Here is a 15209-nt window from a genome sequence, read left to right on the forward strand (position 1 = left end):
CATGTAAATGCGAGTAATTTGCATTCTCGCATTTAATCCAGCCCCGTCTCAAGCCGGCGGTCGCAAGAGCGCACGGATGCGCTCGCGGTCGAAGCCCAGGATGGTGTGCCCGCGCACGACAAAGGTCGGCGTGCCGCGTGCGCCGCGCGCCTGGTACTCGGCCAGGCAGGCCGGCTCGCGCTCGACGAAGCATTCGCGGTGCGGCACCTGGTGCTCTTGGAGCCAGGCGCTGGCGCGCTTGCAGAACACGCAGCTGGTCGAGGACAGCATCAGGATGTCCTGCGGCCCGGCCCAGCGGCGCAGGTCCTCGGCCTGCTCGTCGGCATGCAGCGAGCCGGCCCATTTCGACAGTCCCCACACCGCCCCGACGATCAGCAGCAGCGAGACGAGACCGGAGCGCGTTGATTTCTTCAGCATCGCGCGATGCTACGCCGGCAGCCGGTAGTGGCCGGCGCTCATCAGATCGATGCCGCAGGCCAGGCCCTCGGCCCAGGCGATGAAGTCGGGCACGGCCGCGCCCGCCAGCGGCGCGCCGTGCTGGGGCACGATCATCGCGATATCGAGCTCGCGCACCATCGCCGCCCACAGGCGCAGCACCTTGTTGCTGACCATATAGCGGCGGTGAAAGCCCTCCATGTGGCGGATATGGCCGTCCAGCCGGGTGACGGTCTGGCCGGGCTCGGCGCCCAGCGAGGCGCCCAGATCGCCGGAAAACAGAATGCGGCTGATGGGGTCGTAGAACTGGAAATTGCCCTCGGCGTGCAGGAAATGCGCCGGCAGCGCCCAGAGCTCAAAGCCGTCGGCCTCGCCCTGCCCCAGACGCAGACGGGCGCCGGCGTCGGGCAGGCCGATGATGCGGCCCACGGTCTTGCCGGGCTTGCAGAAGTGCGGAGCGAAGCGCTCCCAGATGCGCGAGATATAGACCGGCGCCGTCGTGGCTGTCATCCAGCGGTCCAGCGAGGCGATGATGTCGGGGTCGGCATGCGAGGCCAGGATGGCCGCCAGCTTGTGCGGCGGCATATGCCGGGTCAGCCCCAGATAGAGCTCGTTGTAGGCGAGATTGCCGCCGGGGTCGAGGATGGCGCCGGTGGCCCCATGCACCAGCAGAAACTGGTTCGATTGCACCGCCTCGCCGTCCTCCTGGGTCAGATTGGAGAACATCAGGCACAGGTGCGAGCCCTGACGGAACAGTTCGGTCGGCATCGCGCCCCTCCCCTCTTGTGGAGGGAGGGACTCTAGCCAGCCGGCCTGGCAGCCGGCTTGAGCAGGATCAAGTCAGACCGCCGCCGTGACGACGATCTCAACCTTCCACTCCGGCCGGGCCAGATTGGCCTCGACGGTGGCGCGCGGCGGGGCGTTGTCCTTGGCGACCCAGGCGTCCCAAGCGGCATTCATGCCGGCAAAGTCGGCCAGGTCCTTGATGAAGACCTCGGCACGCAGGATCTTGCTCTTGTCGCTGCCGGCGCGCGCCAGCAGCTTGTCGATCGCGGCCAGCACCTGGGCGGTCTGGCCGCTGATGTCCTGGCTGGCGTCGTCGGGCACCTGGCCGGCCAGATAGGCCACACCGTTGTGCACGGCCATCTCGGAGATGCGGGCGCCGACGTCGAATCGCTGAATGCTCATTGCTTTTTATCCTTGGGGTGGTGGTGAGAATGGCCGCGCGGCTTGGGGCCTTCGCCGTGCGGGTGTTTCTTGCTCGCGCCGGCCGGCGGCACTGCGGCCGAACCTTGTGCTTTCTGGCCGATCTTGCTCTCGGTGCCGTTCATCAGCTTCTTGATATTGGCGGCATGGCGCCAGATCAGCAGCAGGCCCATCAGGCCGGCACACAGCACGATGGGGCCGGCGCCCCAGATCAGCATCTGGTAGAACGGTGCGAACACCGCCGCGACCAGCGAGGCCAGCGAGGAGTAGCGCGAGAAATAGGCAATGATCAGCCAGGTGGCCAAGGTGGCCGCGCCCAGCAGCGGGTTGATGGCCAAGAGCACGCCGGCCGCCGTGGCCACGCCCTTGCCGCCCTCGAAGCGGAAGAACACCGGCCACAGATGGCCCAGGAAAGCCGCCAGCCCCACCAGGGCCGCCGTGCCCTCGCCCAGGCCGACATCGGGCCCGAACAGCAGCACCAGCAGCACCGGCACATAGCCCTTGAGCGCATCGAACACCAGGGTCAGGATGGCGGCGGCTTTGTTGCCCGAGCGCAGCACATTGGTGGCGCCGGGGTTGCCCGAACCGTAGCTGCGCGGGTCTGACAGCCCCATCACGCGGCTGATGATGACGGCAAAGGACAGCGAGCCGATCAGATAGCCGGCCAGGATGGCCAGCAGGGGGTAGAAGGTATCTTGCATGGGCCGCTATTGTGCATCGGCGTCCAGTGCGCAATGGACGCTGCGCAGCGGCAGCAAGTCGGGCAGAACCCGCGGGTCAATGCCGACCAGATAGCCGCGCCGCCCACCGTTGATGCAGATCTTAGGCAAGGCCAGAATCGTCGCCTCGACGAACACCGGCATCGCCTTGCGCGTGCCGAAGGGCGAGGTGCCGCCCACCATATAGCCGCTGTGGCGCTGCGCCACCTCGGGCTTGCAGGGCTCGACCTTTTTACAGGGGATCTGGCGCGCCAGCTCCTTCAGGCTGACCTGGCGGTCGCCATGCATCAGCACGATCAGCGGCTGGGCTTTCTCATCCTGCATCACCAGGGTCTTGACGACCTCGTGCTCCGGCACGCCCAGCTGCCGCGCCGACTCGGCCGTGCCGCCGTGCTCGACATAGTCGTAGACATGCTCGCTGAACGCGATCTTGCGCTGGCGCAGCAGCTGGGTGGCCGGCGTCTCGCTGACATGGGGGGAGGACTTCTTGCTCATGGGCGAATTCTGGCCCAAGCCCGGCCCTCGGGCTTGTACCGGATTGCGCCAGCGGCCCAGCTGCCTCGCTCAGCCATGCTGCAGGCAGATGTCGCCGGCCAGCTAGCGCAGCTGCGCCTGCAGCCAGCGCTGCAGATCGGCCGCGCTCAGCGCGCCGGCCTGGCGGGCGATCTCGCGGCCGCCCTGGAACAGCATCAGAGTCGGGATGCTGCGGATGTTGTAGGCCGCTGCGGTCTGCCGGTTGGCCTCGGTGTCGAGCTTGGCGAAACGGATCAGCGGCTGCTGGGCCGCGGCCTGGGCGAAATGCGGCGCCATCATCTTGCAGGGGCCGCACCAGTCGGCCCAGAAGTCCACCAGCACCGGCAGCTCGGTCTTGCCGACAAAGGCGGCGAAGCTGGCGTCGCTCAGATCGACCGGCCGCGCCGCCATCAGCTCGGCCCCGCAGCGCCCGCAGACCGGCTGGTCTTCGAGCTTGGCTTCGGGCACGCGGTTGGTGGCGGCGCAGGCGGGGCAGACGAGGTGCATGGTGGGCATCGTGAAGACAGTCGATGTCAGCACATCAGGGGACGAAGACCTGGATTGCAAGCCCCACGGCCCGACCGCCTTCCTTCAGGCGCTGGTCTTCAACAGCTCCAGCAGATCCTGCCGGGCCGAATCGGCGTGGGCCAGCACCGCCGCGCTGGCGGCATCGGCATCGCGCTTGACGATGGCCTTGACGATCTTGCGGTGCTGGGCGATCACCTTGTCCTGGCGGCCCGGGCCATAGCCATGGACGCGACGGAAGGCGTCGACCAGGCTGCTGCGAGCCTGCAGCACCTCGAGCGCCTGGGCGTTGTCGGCCAGGCTGTCCAGATGGTGATGAAACTCGCGGTTGGCCGCGACGCTGGCCGCCACATCGCCGGCGCTGGCCGCGTCCTCATAGGCCCGCGACAGCTGCTCCAGGGCCTTCAGCTGCGCGTCGGAGGCGCGCAGGCAGGCCAGCCGCGCCAGCATCGACTGCAGCGCACCGCGCAGATGGTAGGTGTCATCGATGAACTTCGCATCGACGCTGGGAATCACCGCGCCGCGGTTCATGCGCATCTCGATCACGCCCTCGCCCTGCAGCTGCAGCAGCGCCTCGCGCACCGGAATGTTGCTGACCTGGTAGTGCGCGCCCAGCTCGGCCAGCGTGATGTGGGAGCCCAGCGCCCAGACGCCCGCAACGATGTCATCGCGGATCTGCTCGCGCAGCCGCAGATAGGTCGGGGTGTTGATCGCTTGCCTGACTGCCATTGTTGTTCCTGTCCCTGCTCTCTGTCTTCGAGACTCGGAGTTGATTTTATTAAATGCACTTTACTACTTCAGCCGGCCTGCAGCAGCGCGGCCGGCAGCCCGCCGCCAAATCCGGCGATGCGGTAGAGCTGGCCGTCTGCCCCGCCCGGCGCCCAGCCCGGCCGCTGCAGCGAGGTGATGAACAGGTCCTGCCCGCCGGCGCCGCCATGGCAGGGCATGGTCGGCGCGCGACAGGGCAGCGGGACGGCGCCAAGGCGCCGGCCCGCCGCATCGAAGCGGTTCAGGCAACCGGCCGACACACCGGCCGACAGGTAGTCGTCCTGCGCGTCGACCAGCGCCCCATCGGGCCGGCCGTCGGCCTCCAGCGAGCACGCAAACGGGACCGGCGCGCCCATCAGGCCGCGCGCCTCGTCCCAAGGCGCTCGCCAGATCTGGCCGCTGGCACTGTCGGAGAAGTAAAGCCGATGCCCGTCGCGGCTCCAGGCCAGGCCGTTGGCCACCGTCAAGCCCTCGTGCAGGCGCACAACCTGCCCCTGCGCGTCGATACGGTAGAGCGCGCCACGCGGCTGCTTGTCGGCCACGCTGTCGTCCATCGAGCCGACCAGCCACCAGCGCCCGCCTGGCGAGACCTTGCCGTCATTGAGGCGATTGCCGGGGCGGTCGGTCTCGACCTCGGCGAAGGCACTCAGCGCGTGGCACGCCGGGTCGAACAGCCAGGCCTGGCGGCGCAAGGCCAACAGCAGCCGCCCGTCCTGGCGCAGCGCCAGCGCACCGATCGGCTCGGGCAGCGTCCAGCGCGAGACCTGGGCCGTCTCGGGGAATAGCCTCAGCAGCTCGGGCGCCCGCACATCGATCCACCACAGGCAGCCGCGTGCGGCGTCCCAGAGCGGCGACTCACCGACCCGGTTGTCGACCCGGAAGACACTCAGGCGATCGTCCAGCGGACGGTGCTCAACGCTGGCGACGCGCTCGGTCAGGATCACCGTCATACTCCGCAGCGGCAAAGTGGCCACCCTGATAGATCTCGCCGACCGGGCTGTCGCTGCGCCGGCCCAGCAACCGCTCGGCGAAGGCATCGGCGCTGTGGCGCGGCCGGTAGCCCAGCGCCTCGGCGCGCCGGTTGTCCCACCAGCTGCGGCTGTTGGCCGAGGCGCCGTAGACGATCTCGCAGTGGTAGTCGGCCGTCAAACCGATACCCACCAAGGCCGCCAGGTCCTCCGGGTGGATCCAGTGCGAGAGCATGCGCTCGTCGCTGGGTTCGGGCGCGCAATGGCCGATGCGCAGGCCAAAGCCGCGCAGCCCGTGCTTGTCGGCATAGAGGCTGGCCAGCCCCTCCATGAAGACCTTGCTGAGGCCGTAGCGCGAATCCGGGCGTGGCGGCACCGTCTCGTCCAGGCGTTGGCCGCGCGGGTAGAAACCCACCGCATGGTTGGAGCTGGCGTAGATGATGCGCTGCACGCCCTGTTGGCGCGCCGCCTCCCACAAGCGCGTGGTGCCGATGACATTGGCCGGCAGCAGGGTCTCCCAGTCGGCCTCGCGCGGATAGCCGGCGAAATGCACGATGGCATCGACACCGGCCAGCAGCTCCGGCTGCTCGCCGATATTGACCAGCTCGCCGATATGGACGGGACAGCCCGGCGCCTCGAAGGCCACACGGTCGCTCAGACGCAGCTCGGCACAAGCCTCGCGCAGCGGCGCGCGGATGCTGCGGGCCAGGCGACCGGCCGCGCCAGTCAGCAGGACAACAGGTTTTTTTGTGCTCATGTCAGAGATGAGGATAGCGGGACTGCTGCGCCAGGGTCCAGGCGGCATAGGCCGTCTTCTTGTCCTCGTCCAGCAGCGGATACAGGCCGAACAGGCCGTCGCCGGCGATGATGCGCTCGTTGACCCAGTCCTCGTACATGGTCTGGCGATAGGCCTCCTCGGCCACCGCATCGGCCAGATGGCGCGGGATCACGACCACGCCCTCAGCGTCCCCCATCAGCACATCGCCGGGGTAGACCGACACCCCGCCGCAGGCAATCGGTCGCTGCAGGTCGACGGCATGGTGGCGGATCAAATTGGTCGGCGCCGAGGCACGCTGGTGATAGGCCGGGAACGGCAGCGCCGCGATCTCGGGACTGTCGCGGAAACCGCCGTCGGTGATCACGGCGGCGCAGCCGCGCTTCATCAGACGGGTGACCAGCAGATTGCCGCTGGACGCGGCCTGCGCGTCGCCGCGGCTGTCCATCACCAGCACATGGCCGGCCGGGCACTCCTCGACCGCGACGCGCTGCGGATGGGCGCGGTCCTCGAAGGCGTTCAGCGGATCGAGGTCCTCGCGCGCCGGGATGTAGCGCAAGGTGAAGGCCGGCGCGACAAAGCGCGCGCTTGCCGGGTTCAGCGGATGCACGTTCTGCATGAAGACATTGCGAAAGCCACGCTTGAACATCACCGTGGTCAGGGTCGCGGTGGACGCGGCCAGCAGGCGGGCATGGGTCTTGGGGTCGAGTGCGGACTCGTGGGGGGTGCTCATCAGACGTTCTTTCTGAACAGTTGCAGGCGGTGGCGGCGGGCTTGGAGGGTCAGGCTCTCGGCCTCGGTGCCGGGGTTGTAGCCACCGGTGGCGATGGCCAGATTGCGCTGGCTTGGGAACTGGGCGATGCGCTCGGCGGCGATGGCGGTGCCCAGGCCCGGCGCCGTGGGCACGGCAATATGGCCGTCGGCGATGGCCAGGGTTTGCGTGATCACCGTGTCGCGCTCGGACCAGTCGGGGTCCATGCGCTCCAGCACCAGGCCATTGGGCAAGGCGCCGAGCAGATGGACGGCGGCGAACTCGGCCAGCGGGCCCAGCGAGCCGCTGTGGGGGGCGACTTGCAGCGAATGCGCTTCGGCGATGGCGGCGAGTTTGCGCATCTGGGTCAGGCCACCGAAGCGACCGGTATCGGGCTGCACCACATCGACCAGGCCCTCGGTGATGAAGGGCAGCATCTCGGCCAGGGTTGACAGGCGCTCGCCGGTGGCCAGCGGCAGCGCCAGCTTGTCGCGCACCCGGCGCCAGCCGGGCAGATCGTCCGAGGCCACCGGCTCCTCCAGGAACAGCAGGCCCAGCGGCTCCAGCTCGCGGCCGATGGCGATGGCGTCGGCCGCATTGAGCCACGGCGGGCCATGCAGATCCACCATCAGATCGATGTCGGGCCCGACAGCGGCCCGGATCGCATGGGATCGCTCGACCACGCCCGCGATGCCGCCGACCTTGATTGCCTGCACGCCGCGCGCCACGGCCGCCTGCGCGGCCGCAACGCTGGAGGCATGGGTGTAGTAAGGCACACGCTCGCGCAGCGGGCCGCCCAGCAGTTGGCAGACCGGCACACCCAGGGTCTGGGCGCGCAGATCCCACAGCGCCATGTCGATCGCCGCGATCGCGCCGCCGCCCACCGTGCCGACCTGGCCATGGCCCATCAGCGCGGTGCGCATGCGCTGATGCAGGCGCTCGATCGACAGCACGGGCTCGCCGGCCAGAAAGTCGCCCAGGCCCTCGACCGCCGCCGCGACCACGCGCGGCCAGCCCGACCCCTCGCCGCAGCCGATGCGGCCGTCGTCGGTGTGCACGGTGACGAACAGCCAGTTGCGGCTGCTGGCCAGCGCGCTCTTGCCGGTGGCGGACCAGCCGGTCTGCGGCGGCCCGCCGGCCTGCATCAGATGGGTATGAATCGCGGTGATGCGTGGAGGCATCGTCTTCACTCCGGCTTGATGTTGGCGGCCTTGATCAAGCTACCCCAGCGGCCCAGCTCGGCCAGGTAGTGCTTCTGGAACTCGTCCGGCGTCTTGCTGGTGACCACGGTATAGCCCAGCTGGTCGCCGACACGGCCGGTGAAACTCGGGCTGGCAGCGGCGGCGACCACGGCCTTGTGCAGCTTGGCCAACACCTCGGGCGGCGTGCCGGCCTTGACGGCAATGCCCTGCCAGCTGCGGATGAAGGTCTCCGGCGCCAGACCCAGCTCGGCCGCGCTCCTGACCTGGGGCAGTGCAGCGACGCGCTTGTCCTGCATCACCGCCACCGCGCGCATGCGGCCCGAGTCCACCATCTGCTTGAGCCCGCCCGACATCAGATCGAACATCACATCGATCTCGCCGGCCAGCAAGGCCTGGTTGGCCGGCGCGCCGCCGCGATAAGGCACATGCAGGAAAGGCACGTTCTGGCTGCGCGAGAACAGTTCCAGCGCCAGATGCGAGGAGGTGCCGATGCCGCCCGAGCCGGCCTTGAGCCCACCGCTGGTCTTGTGGGCCGCACGCACGATGTCCACCGGTTGCTGGAAGCTGCCGCTGCCCGGCGTCAGCATCACCACCGGCACGCTGGTGATCTGGCTGACCATGGTCAGGTCCGACTTCGGCTCGTACTTGACGCCGGCCAGCCAGGGGTTGGTGGCCAGATGAATCGCTGCGAACAGCAGGGTGTAGCCATCGGCCGGCGCGCCTAGCACGGCCTGCGTGGCGATGTTGCCGCCGGCGCCGCTCTTGTTGTCGATATTGACGCGCTGGCCCAGCTGCTTGCTGAGCTCCTCGGCCAGCTGGCGCGCCACCGTGTCGGCCGCGCCGCCTGGTGCAAATCCCACCACCAGGGTGACGGGCTTGTCCGGGTAGGCCTGTGCCACACCGCCAAGCGCGCTCGCTGTGGCGAGCGCCGCGAGCAACACCGTATTGAGCACCATCGATCGCTTCATCTTGTCTCCAATGTCTTGTCTGAAGGGTATGCGATCCGGCGCCCTCTCGGCCACTGCACCGCATGCTGGAAAGTATAGGCTATACATTTTATAAAATCCATCGTATGCTTTATTCATGACATCAGAAATTGCACTCAGCCCTCTGCTGATCGACGGCGAATGGCTCGCCACCGACCGGGTTTACGAGAACATCAACCCCTCCGACACCGAGGAGCAGGTCGGGCGCTTTCACCTGGCCGATGCGGCACTGGCGCGCCGCGCCGTCGCCGCCGCGACGCTCGCGCAGCCGGCCTGGGCCGACCAGTCACCGCAGCTGCGCGCCGAGGTGCTTGATCGTGCCGGCAGCGAGCTGCTGGCGCGGCTCGCCGAGCTCGGCGAGCTGCTGGCCCGTGAAGAGGGCAAGACCCTGCCCGAGGCCACAGGCGAGGTGCAGCGCGCCGCGCAGATCTTCAAGTTCCAGGCCCAGCAGGCGCTGCAGGCCGAGGGCGAGCTCTATGCCTCGACCCGCGCCGGGCTGCGCGTGGAGGTGCGGCACGAACCGGTGGGCGTGGTGGGCATCATCACGCCCTGGAACTTTCCCATTGCCATTCCCGCCTGGAAGATCGCGCCCGCCCTCGCCTACGGCAACACGGTGGTCTTCAAGCCGGCCGAGAGCGTGCCGGCCAGCGCCTGGGCCCTGGTGGACATCCTGCAGCGCGCCGGCCTGCCGCCGGGGGTGCTGAACTTCGTCCCCGGCAGCGGCCGCGAGGTCGGCCAGACCCTGCTGGACGACGCGCGCGTGCGCGCCATCAGCTTCACCGGCTCGGTGGCCACCGGCCAGCGTGTGGCCGCAGCCTGCAGCGCCCGCCAGGCGCGCTACCAGCTTGAGATGGGCGGCAAGAACCCGCTGGTGGTGCTGGACGATGCCGATCTGGAAATCGCGCTGGACTGCGCGGTCCAGGGCGCGTTCTATTCGACCGGCCAGCGCTGCACCGCCAGCTCGCGACTGATCGTCACCAAGGGCATCTACACCAAGTTCCGCGATGCGTTGATAGCGCGGGTGGCCGCGCTGCGCGTCGGCCATGCGCTGGATCCCGATACCCAGATCGGTCCGGTGGTCGACGAGGCGCAGCTGGCCCAGGACCTGCGCTACATCGCGCTGGGCCGTGAGGAAGGCGCACGCCTGGCGGTGGGCGGGGAGCTGTTGCACCGCCGCCGGCCCGGCCACTACCTGGCGCCGGCCTTGTTCGTCGATGCCGACAACGCGATGCGCATCAGCCAGGAGGAGATCTTCGGCCCGGTGGCGGTGCTGATCGCGGCCGACGATGCCGAGCATGCGCTGGCCCTGGCCAATGACACGCCCTTCGGCCTCTCGGCCGGCGTCTGCACCGGCTCGCTGAAGCTGGCCCATCACTTCCAGCGCCGGCTACAGGCCGGCATGGTGATGGTCAACGCGCCGACCGCCGGCGTCGACCACCACGTGCCCTTCGGCGGCAGCAAGGCCTCCAGCGTTGGCCCCCGCGAGCAGGGCACGCAGGCCCGGCAATTTTTCACGCAGACGAAGACCAGCTACATCCGCCCCTGATCTTTTATTGGCCGCCCGAAGACGGCCCCACTTTCCCATCACTACCCTCAAAGAAGGAGACAAGCATGAAACATACAAAACCTCTCTTGCCGCTGGCCTTGCTGGCCCTGGCCGGTGCCGCGCAGGCGCAGTCCGGTGTGACGATCTACGGGCGTCTGGACCTGAGCATCACCAAGCAGAACAGCGGCACTTCGGCGCTGACGGCCAACAACGGCCGCAGCGGCCCGGCCGGCAATCGCTGGGACCTGCGCCATGGCTCGGAGAACCGGCTCGGTTTTCGCGGCATCGAGGATCTGGGCGGCGGGCTGCAGGCCGGCTTCCAGATCGAGCATCGCTTTCTCGGCGACACCGGCGTGGCCGATCCGGTGTTCTGGAAGGCGCGCTCCTTCGTGCATCTGGACAGCAAGGAACTGGGCAGCGTGTATCTGGGCCGCGAGTATGTGCCGATCTTCTGGCCCGCGCTCAAGCTCGACCCCTGGGGCTGGGATACCGTGGGCTCGCCCAGCCTGAACCATCAGCTGGCGACCTACCGCATCGACGGCCATGCGCGCGCAAACAACTCGGTCGGCTACCGCTCGCCCACGCTGCATGGCTTCAGCAGCAATGTGGCCGTTTCAGCCGGCGAAGGGGTGCGCGATCGATCGGTAGGCGCCAATATCGAGTACACGGCCGGTGCGCTCTATCTGGCCGCCGGCTTCGACCGCCAGGCCAGCAACAACCGCGTTGCACTGATCGGCGGCGCCTATGACTTCGGCTTCATCCGCCCCCGTGTCTCCTTCACCAGCGCCGAGGTGGGCGGCCGGGCCGCGAAGAACCTGACGCTGGCCGCCAGCATGCCGGTGGGCAACCATCTGGCCCGGTTCGCTGTGGCGCGGCTGGACCCCGAGGGCGGCAATAACAACACCACCAAGCTGGGCGTCGGCTACGAGCACTTCCTCAGCAAGCGCACCTCGGTCTACAGCGATCTGGGCAGCTCCAAGCAACAAGGCACGGTCGCCGGCAAGGCGCTGACCCGCAGCACCGTCGTGGACTTCGGGCTCAAGCACAACTTCTGAGCCACGGGCGCCGAGCGCGCCCTGATTGCCTCGCACTCAATCCTGGAGACAAGCCATGATCAAGAAGAACGCCGCGCTTGCGGCATCGACAATCGCTGCAATGGCAGCCCTGCTGCTGACGACGCTCGCTCAGGCCCAGACCGCGCCGCCGCCGCGCGTGCCGCTGGCGCCGCAGGCGCTCTCCAACGGGCCCATTCATGCGAAGGATGCGGCCCGTTTCGGCTACCTCGGCCTGGTCCGCACGCGCAGCGCCGCCGAGATCCGCGCCGCAGGGCTGAGTCACCCCTTCGGCATCGGCGGGGAGACCACCGACCGCGACTACAGCAGCTTCGATCTGTGGAAGAGCTATCTGGGCCCCACCGGCGCGCTGAAGGTACGCGTGCAATCGGGCTGGCACGACATCGAGAAAGTCATCACCCAGCCTGCCAGCTACGACTTCGCCAAGCTCGACAAGATCGTCGATGGCGCGCTCGCCCGGGGTGTTGAGCCCTATGTTTTCTTGGGCTATGGCAACGAGCGCCCGGGCTGCCTGAACTGCGGCACCCGCAATCTGGCCGGCGCGCTGCCCACCGGCACCGGCAAGCAGAAGTTCCTCGACTATGTACGCGCCACCGTGACACGCTACAGCCAGCCGACCGCTCGCGTCACCGACTGGGAGATCTGGAACGAGCCGGACGGACATGTGCCCGTCGATCACTATGCGCAGCTGATCGTCGAGGTGGCCCAGTTGATCAAGAGCATCCAGCCCCAGGCCAAGCTGACCATTGGCTCCTTCACCGCTGGCGTCATGGGTGGCTCGACCACATCGAGCTCCATTTATGCAAAGACGGCTGTCGACTACTTCGCCGCCAACCGCGGCCCCGGCGTGCCGGCCGCCGATGTGGCGGTCGCCTATCACCCGTACTACGCGTCGGTCGACCATGACAACTTCCCCAGCGAATTGGCCAAGTACCAGTGGTTCAAGGACATGGTCGAAGCGCATGGTTTCCGCATCCGCCAGAACGAGAACGGCGCACCGTCCGGACCCTGCCTGTACTACGCGCTGTGCGGCCTGGCCTGGACCGAGGAAGATCAGGCCAAATACCTGCTGCGGCGACTGCTGGGAGACTTCTCGCGGGGCGTCGAGTCCAGCATCTTCACCCTGGTCGACCTGCACTACGACGCGACCAAGAACGTCAAAGGCCTGCTGGAGACCGGCACCTGGGACGGCAATCTGGACACCCCCTACTTGAACGGCGACCAGACCGTCAAGCGCCAGAAGGTGGCCTACCGTGCCTACCAGCACGTCACCGCCATCTTCGACAACCGCCTCAAGCTCGTGCCGGACGCCGGCTGCAGCAAGCCCTATGGCTACACCGTTCAGGCCTACACGCGCAACGAGCCCGGTGGCGTGGTGCGCAATCTGATCGCGGTCTGGCGCAAGGTCGATGCCCTGCCGCGCCCCACCACCGAAGCCTCTATCGACATCACATGCAGCAAATTCCACTTTCCCCGTTTTGCCGGCAACCCGACGCTGCGCCCGCGACTGGTCGACATGGTCGATGGCCGGGTCTATGCGCTGAACACCTCCGACACGGTCGCGCTCAACGACGCAGTCGGTAACAAGCTGCAGATCAAGGGGCTGCCGGTAGCGGACTACCCGGTGCTGCTGTCCGACCAGGGCATCGTGCTCTTCGATTGATCAGGAGCGCTGCGATGAAAACTCTGCTGCTATCCCTTGCGCTGCTGGGCGCATCCACCGCCCATGCCGGCGTACTGAGCTTCGACGATCTGCCGCCCGGCAGCACCCGGGCCATGCCGGCCAGCTACCAGGGCTTTGGCTTCAGCGGCTGGTTCCACAGTGACTACGAGTACCCGGACGGCGACCCGAGCACGCCCTGGAGCCCCTACCAGCCCGCGTCGGGGATGCGCAATATCTTCACCGACTTCGCGGATCCGTCCGACCCTGCGGCCCAGTTTGCGACGCTCGGACCGGTGATCAGCGCCGCAGAGGACTTCGTGTTCGACGGCGCCCATGTGTCGGGCTACTCGCCGGTCAGCTTCGTGCTGTTTCTCGCCGGCGTCGAGGTGCATCGATCGGCCACGCTGCCGCTGGCGCCGGGCGCTGATGGCACTCACGCCTTCCTGGTCAGCGGCTACGCCGGTCGGGTGGACGCGGTGGCGGTGCACGGCGTGCAAGGCTATTACGCGCTGGACGACTTCAGCTTCTCTGCCGTCTCTGCGGTACCCGAACCGGGCAGCCTGGGTCTGATGGGCGCGGGCCTAGGCCTGCTGGCCTGGCGCCTGCGCCGGCGAGCGCCGTAGCCGGCGCCAACCCATCACCACGCCCGTCAGGCTCAGGCCCAGCCCGGCCAGGCTGAAGATCAGCATCCAGCCATCCCATAGCGGCCGTAGCGCCAGCAGCTGCGGCAGATCGAAGCTGTGCGCAAAGGCGAACAACCAGCGCTCGAGCCGCTGGCGGCTGTTGCTGACCTGCAGCACCGCGCCGCTGGCCGGGTCCAGCACGATGTGGTGGGCCAGCGCATCGCCGAACATCAGGCGCAGCGCCGGCAGCGGGCGCTCGCGCTGGCCGGTCATCGTGTGGGCCTCGCGGGCGTAGTAATGGGCGTCGTAGCCGCGCAGCCACTGGCGCTGCAGCAGCGGCGCGCCGGGCAGCATGGCGCGGGCCGCCGTCACCAGACTCGCTTCGTCAAGACCTGGCACCACCTCGCCTCGCGCATCGAGCAGCCGCGCGCTGCTGGCGCTCTGGGCCCAGACGTAGTGCGCGCCACCGATGCGGCGCCACTCCAGCAGCCGCGCCTCGAAGCCCCGCGCGGCCAGACGGGCCAGCACCAGATCGGCCGGCGGCGCCGCGCCGGCCTGCAGCGGGCCGCCGGCATAGGCCTGGCGATCGGGCTTCAGCCCTTGCACCTCGAACACCTTCCAGGGATTCATCGACAGCAGGCCGCTGATCACCCAGCTCAGCGCCAGCGTGCCGCCGAGCAGGCCGAGGATGTGGTGCCAGCGCGCCATCCGGCCGCGATAAGGCGAGCGCGAGCCGCTCTTGTAGCGACCCTTGAAGCGCCAGCGCCAGATGCCGACCACCAGGCCGCTGAGCCCCAGCATGCCGCCGGCCAGCGACAGCCAGATCACGATATCGGTCCACCAGGCATTCAGCGCCCCGCCGCGAAAGAGGTAGAGCCAGTGCAGCCAGGCGCCCAGCCAGCCCCAGGTCCGCTCGGTCAGGCTGGCATCGCGCACCACCTCGCCGCTGACGCCGCTGATATAGAGCCAGCGGCCGTCATCGACCGCCACGCGATGCAGCGGCCGGTGGGCGTCGAGCGCGCGCGAATGGGTCCAGGCATCCTCCTGCACCGGGCCCAGGCTGCGCGCCGCAGCGTCGCCGGCAAAGTGCGCGGCCGCCGCCACCGCCTGGGCCTCATCCACGCCGGTGATGCGCGCGCCGCTGCGCGCATCGACCGCCACGACGGTCTTGCCACGGGCGTCGCTGAACAGATAGCGCGGCGCTCCGGCCACCGAGCTCAGGCGCCACTGCGTCGGCGCCTTGTCCAGACCGGCGGCCTGCAGGGCCTGTTCCAGCGGCACGCAGCAGCCCTGCGCCGGCAACGGTGCCAGCCCCTGCAACTGCTCGGCCGGGGTGAGCTTGGGATAGCCCACATACATCATCACCATGCCGGACAGAAACCACAGCGCCATCACCAGGCACAGCGCGATGCCGGCCCAGCGATGCAGCAGATAGAGCCAACGCTTGAGTCTCATG

At 68.4% G+C, this 15209-nt stretch carries 17 protein-coding genes; 4 read left to right on the top strand and 13 right to left on the bottom strand.

Features of this window, described 5'->3' with window-relative positions; all coding sequences use genetic code 11:
• Positions 1–48: 48 nt before the first annotated feature.
• The 12 genes from O5M90_RS08325 to O5M90_RS08380 all read right to left on the bottom strand — a co-directional run bounded on the left by O5M90_RS08325 (position 49) and on the right by O5M90_RS08380 (position 8830).
• Complete coding sequence (locus tag O5M90_RS08325; protein ID WP_137945186.1) at positions 49–417, bottom strand: glutaredoxin family protein; 369 nt, start codon at positions 415–417, stop codon at positions 49–51.
• A gap of 9 nt (positions 418–426) precedes the next feature.
• Entirely contained in the window at positions 427–1203 is a 777-nt protein-coding gene (locus O5M90_RS08330) for an MBL fold metallo-hydrolase (protein ID WP_269840637.1), read from the bottom strand.
• A gap of 72 nt (positions 1204–1275) precedes the next feature.
• The gene (locus O5M90_RS08335; protein ID WP_262969717.1) at positions 1276–1623 is read right to left on the bottom strand and encodes a RidA family protein; all 348 of its coding nucleotides are present in this window, start codon (positions 1621–1623) and stop codon (positions 1276–1278) included.
• A complete protein-coding gene (plsY, locus tag O5M90_RS08340) occupies positions 1620–2342 on the bottom strand; it encodes a glycerol-3-phosphate 1-O-acyltransferase PlsY (protein WP_262969718.1) in 723 nt (240 codons plus the stop codon). The genes O5M90_RS08335 and plsY overlap by 4 nt, the downstream gene beginning before the upstream one ends.
• A gap of 6 nt (positions 2343–2348) precedes the next feature.
• Positions 2349–2855, bottom strand: a complete 507-nt coding sequence (gene ybaK / locus O5M90_RS08345; RefSeq protein WP_440401948.1) for a Cys-tRNA(Pro) deacylase — start codon at positions 2853–2855, stop codon at positions 2349–2351.
• Between the two features lie 102 nt (positions 2856–2957).
• Positions 2958–3380, bottom strand: a complete 423-nt coding sequence (trxC, locus tag O5M90_RS08350; RefSeq protein ID WP_269840657.1) for a thioredoxin TrxC — start codon at positions 3378–3380, stop codon at positions 2958–2960.
• An 84-nt stretch (positions 3381–3464) separates the two neighbouring features.
• Positions 3465–4127, bottom strand: coding sequence for a GntR family transcriptional regulator (locus O5M90_RS08355; RefSeq protein ID WP_262969721.1), 663 nt, complete (start codon positions 4125–4127; stop codon positions 3465–3467).
• 68 nt (positions 4128–4195) lie between these two features.
• Positions 4196–5110: an SMP-30/gluconolactonase/LRE family protein gene (locus tag O5M90_RS08360; protein WP_269840638.1), complete on the bottom strand. Its 915-nt coding sequence runs from the start codon at positions 5108–5110 to the stop codon at positions 4196–4198.
• The gene (locus O5M90_RS08365; protein WP_269840639.1) at positions 5079–5891 is read right to left on the bottom strand and encodes an NAD-dependent epimerase/dehydratase family protein; all 813 of its coding nucleotides are present in this window, start codon (positions 5889–5891) and stop codon (positions 5079–5081) included. The genes O5M90_RS08360 and O5M90_RS08365 overlap by 32 nt, the downstream gene beginning before the upstream one ends.
• Position 5892: 1 nt before the next feature.
• Positions 5893–6642, bottom strand: coding sequence for a ribonuclease activity regulator RraA (locus O5M90_RS08370; RefSeq protein ID WP_269840640.1), 750 nt, complete (start codon positions 6640–6642; stop codon positions 5893–5895).
• Entirely contained in the window at positions 6642–7841 is a 1200-nt protein-coding gene (locus O5M90_RS08375) for a mandelate racemase/muconate lactonizing enzyme family protein (protein ID WP_269840641.1), read from the bottom strand. The genes O5M90_RS08370 and O5M90_RS08375 overlap by 1 nt, the downstream gene beginning before the upstream one ends.
• Positions 7842–7846: 5 nt before the next feature.
• Positions 7847–8830 (bottom strand): Bug family tripartite tricarboxylate transporter substrate binding protein, encoded by a 984-nt coding sequence (locus tag O5M90_RS08380; RefSeq protein ID WP_440401952.1) that lies wholly within the window; start codon positions 8828–8830, stop codon positions 7847–7849.
• A 115-nt stretch (positions 8831–8945) separates the two neighbouring features.
• On the opposite strand from O5M90_RS08380, the gene O5M90_RS08385 reads away from it, so the two are divergent.
• From O5M90_RS08385 to O5M90_RS08400, 4 genes are all read left to right on the top strand, one after another.
• The gene (locus tag O5M90_RS08385; protein WP_269840107.1) at positions 8946–10394 is read left to right on the top strand and encodes an aldehyde dehydrogenase family protein; all 1449 of its coding nucleotides are present in this window, start codon (positions 8946–8948) and stop codon (positions 10392–10394) included.
• A 65-nt stretch (positions 10395–10459) separates the two neighbouring features.
• The gene (locus tag O5M90_RS08390; protein ID WP_269840108.1) at positions 10460–11449 is read left to right on the top strand and encodes a porin; all 990 of its coding nucleotides are present in this window, start codon (positions 10460–10462) and stop codon (positions 11447–11449) included.
• 55 nt (positions 11450–11504) lie between these two features.
• Positions 11505–13130: a hypothetical protein gene (locus tag O5M90_RS08395; RefSeq protein ID WP_269840109.1), complete on the top strand. Its 1626-nt coding sequence runs from the start codon at positions 11505–11507 to the stop codon at positions 13128–13130.
• Between the two features lie 14 nt (positions 13131–13144).
• Positions 13145–13753: a PEP-CTERM sorting domain-containing protein gene (locus O5M90_RS08400; protein WP_269840110.1), complete on the top strand. Its 609-nt coding sequence runs from the start codon at positions 13145–13147 to the stop codon at positions 13751–13753.
• On the opposite strand, the gene O5M90_RS08405 is transcribed toward O5M90_RS08400, so the two are convergent.
• Positions 13712–15208 carry a PepSY domain-containing protein gene (locus tag O5M90_RS08405; protein WP_269840111.1) on the bottom strand — a complete coding sequence of 499 codons (1497 nt, stop codon included), beginning with the start codon at positions 15206–15208 and terminating at the stop codon, positions 13712–13714. The genes O5M90_RS08400 and O5M90_RS08405 overlap by 42 nt on opposite strands.
• Position 15209 lies beyond the last annotated feature (1 nt).

The organism is Paucibacter sp. M5-1, assembly GCF_027498415.2.
GTDB lineage: Bacteria > Pseudomonadota > Gammaproteobacteria > Burkholderiales > Burkholderiaceae_C > Roseateles_E.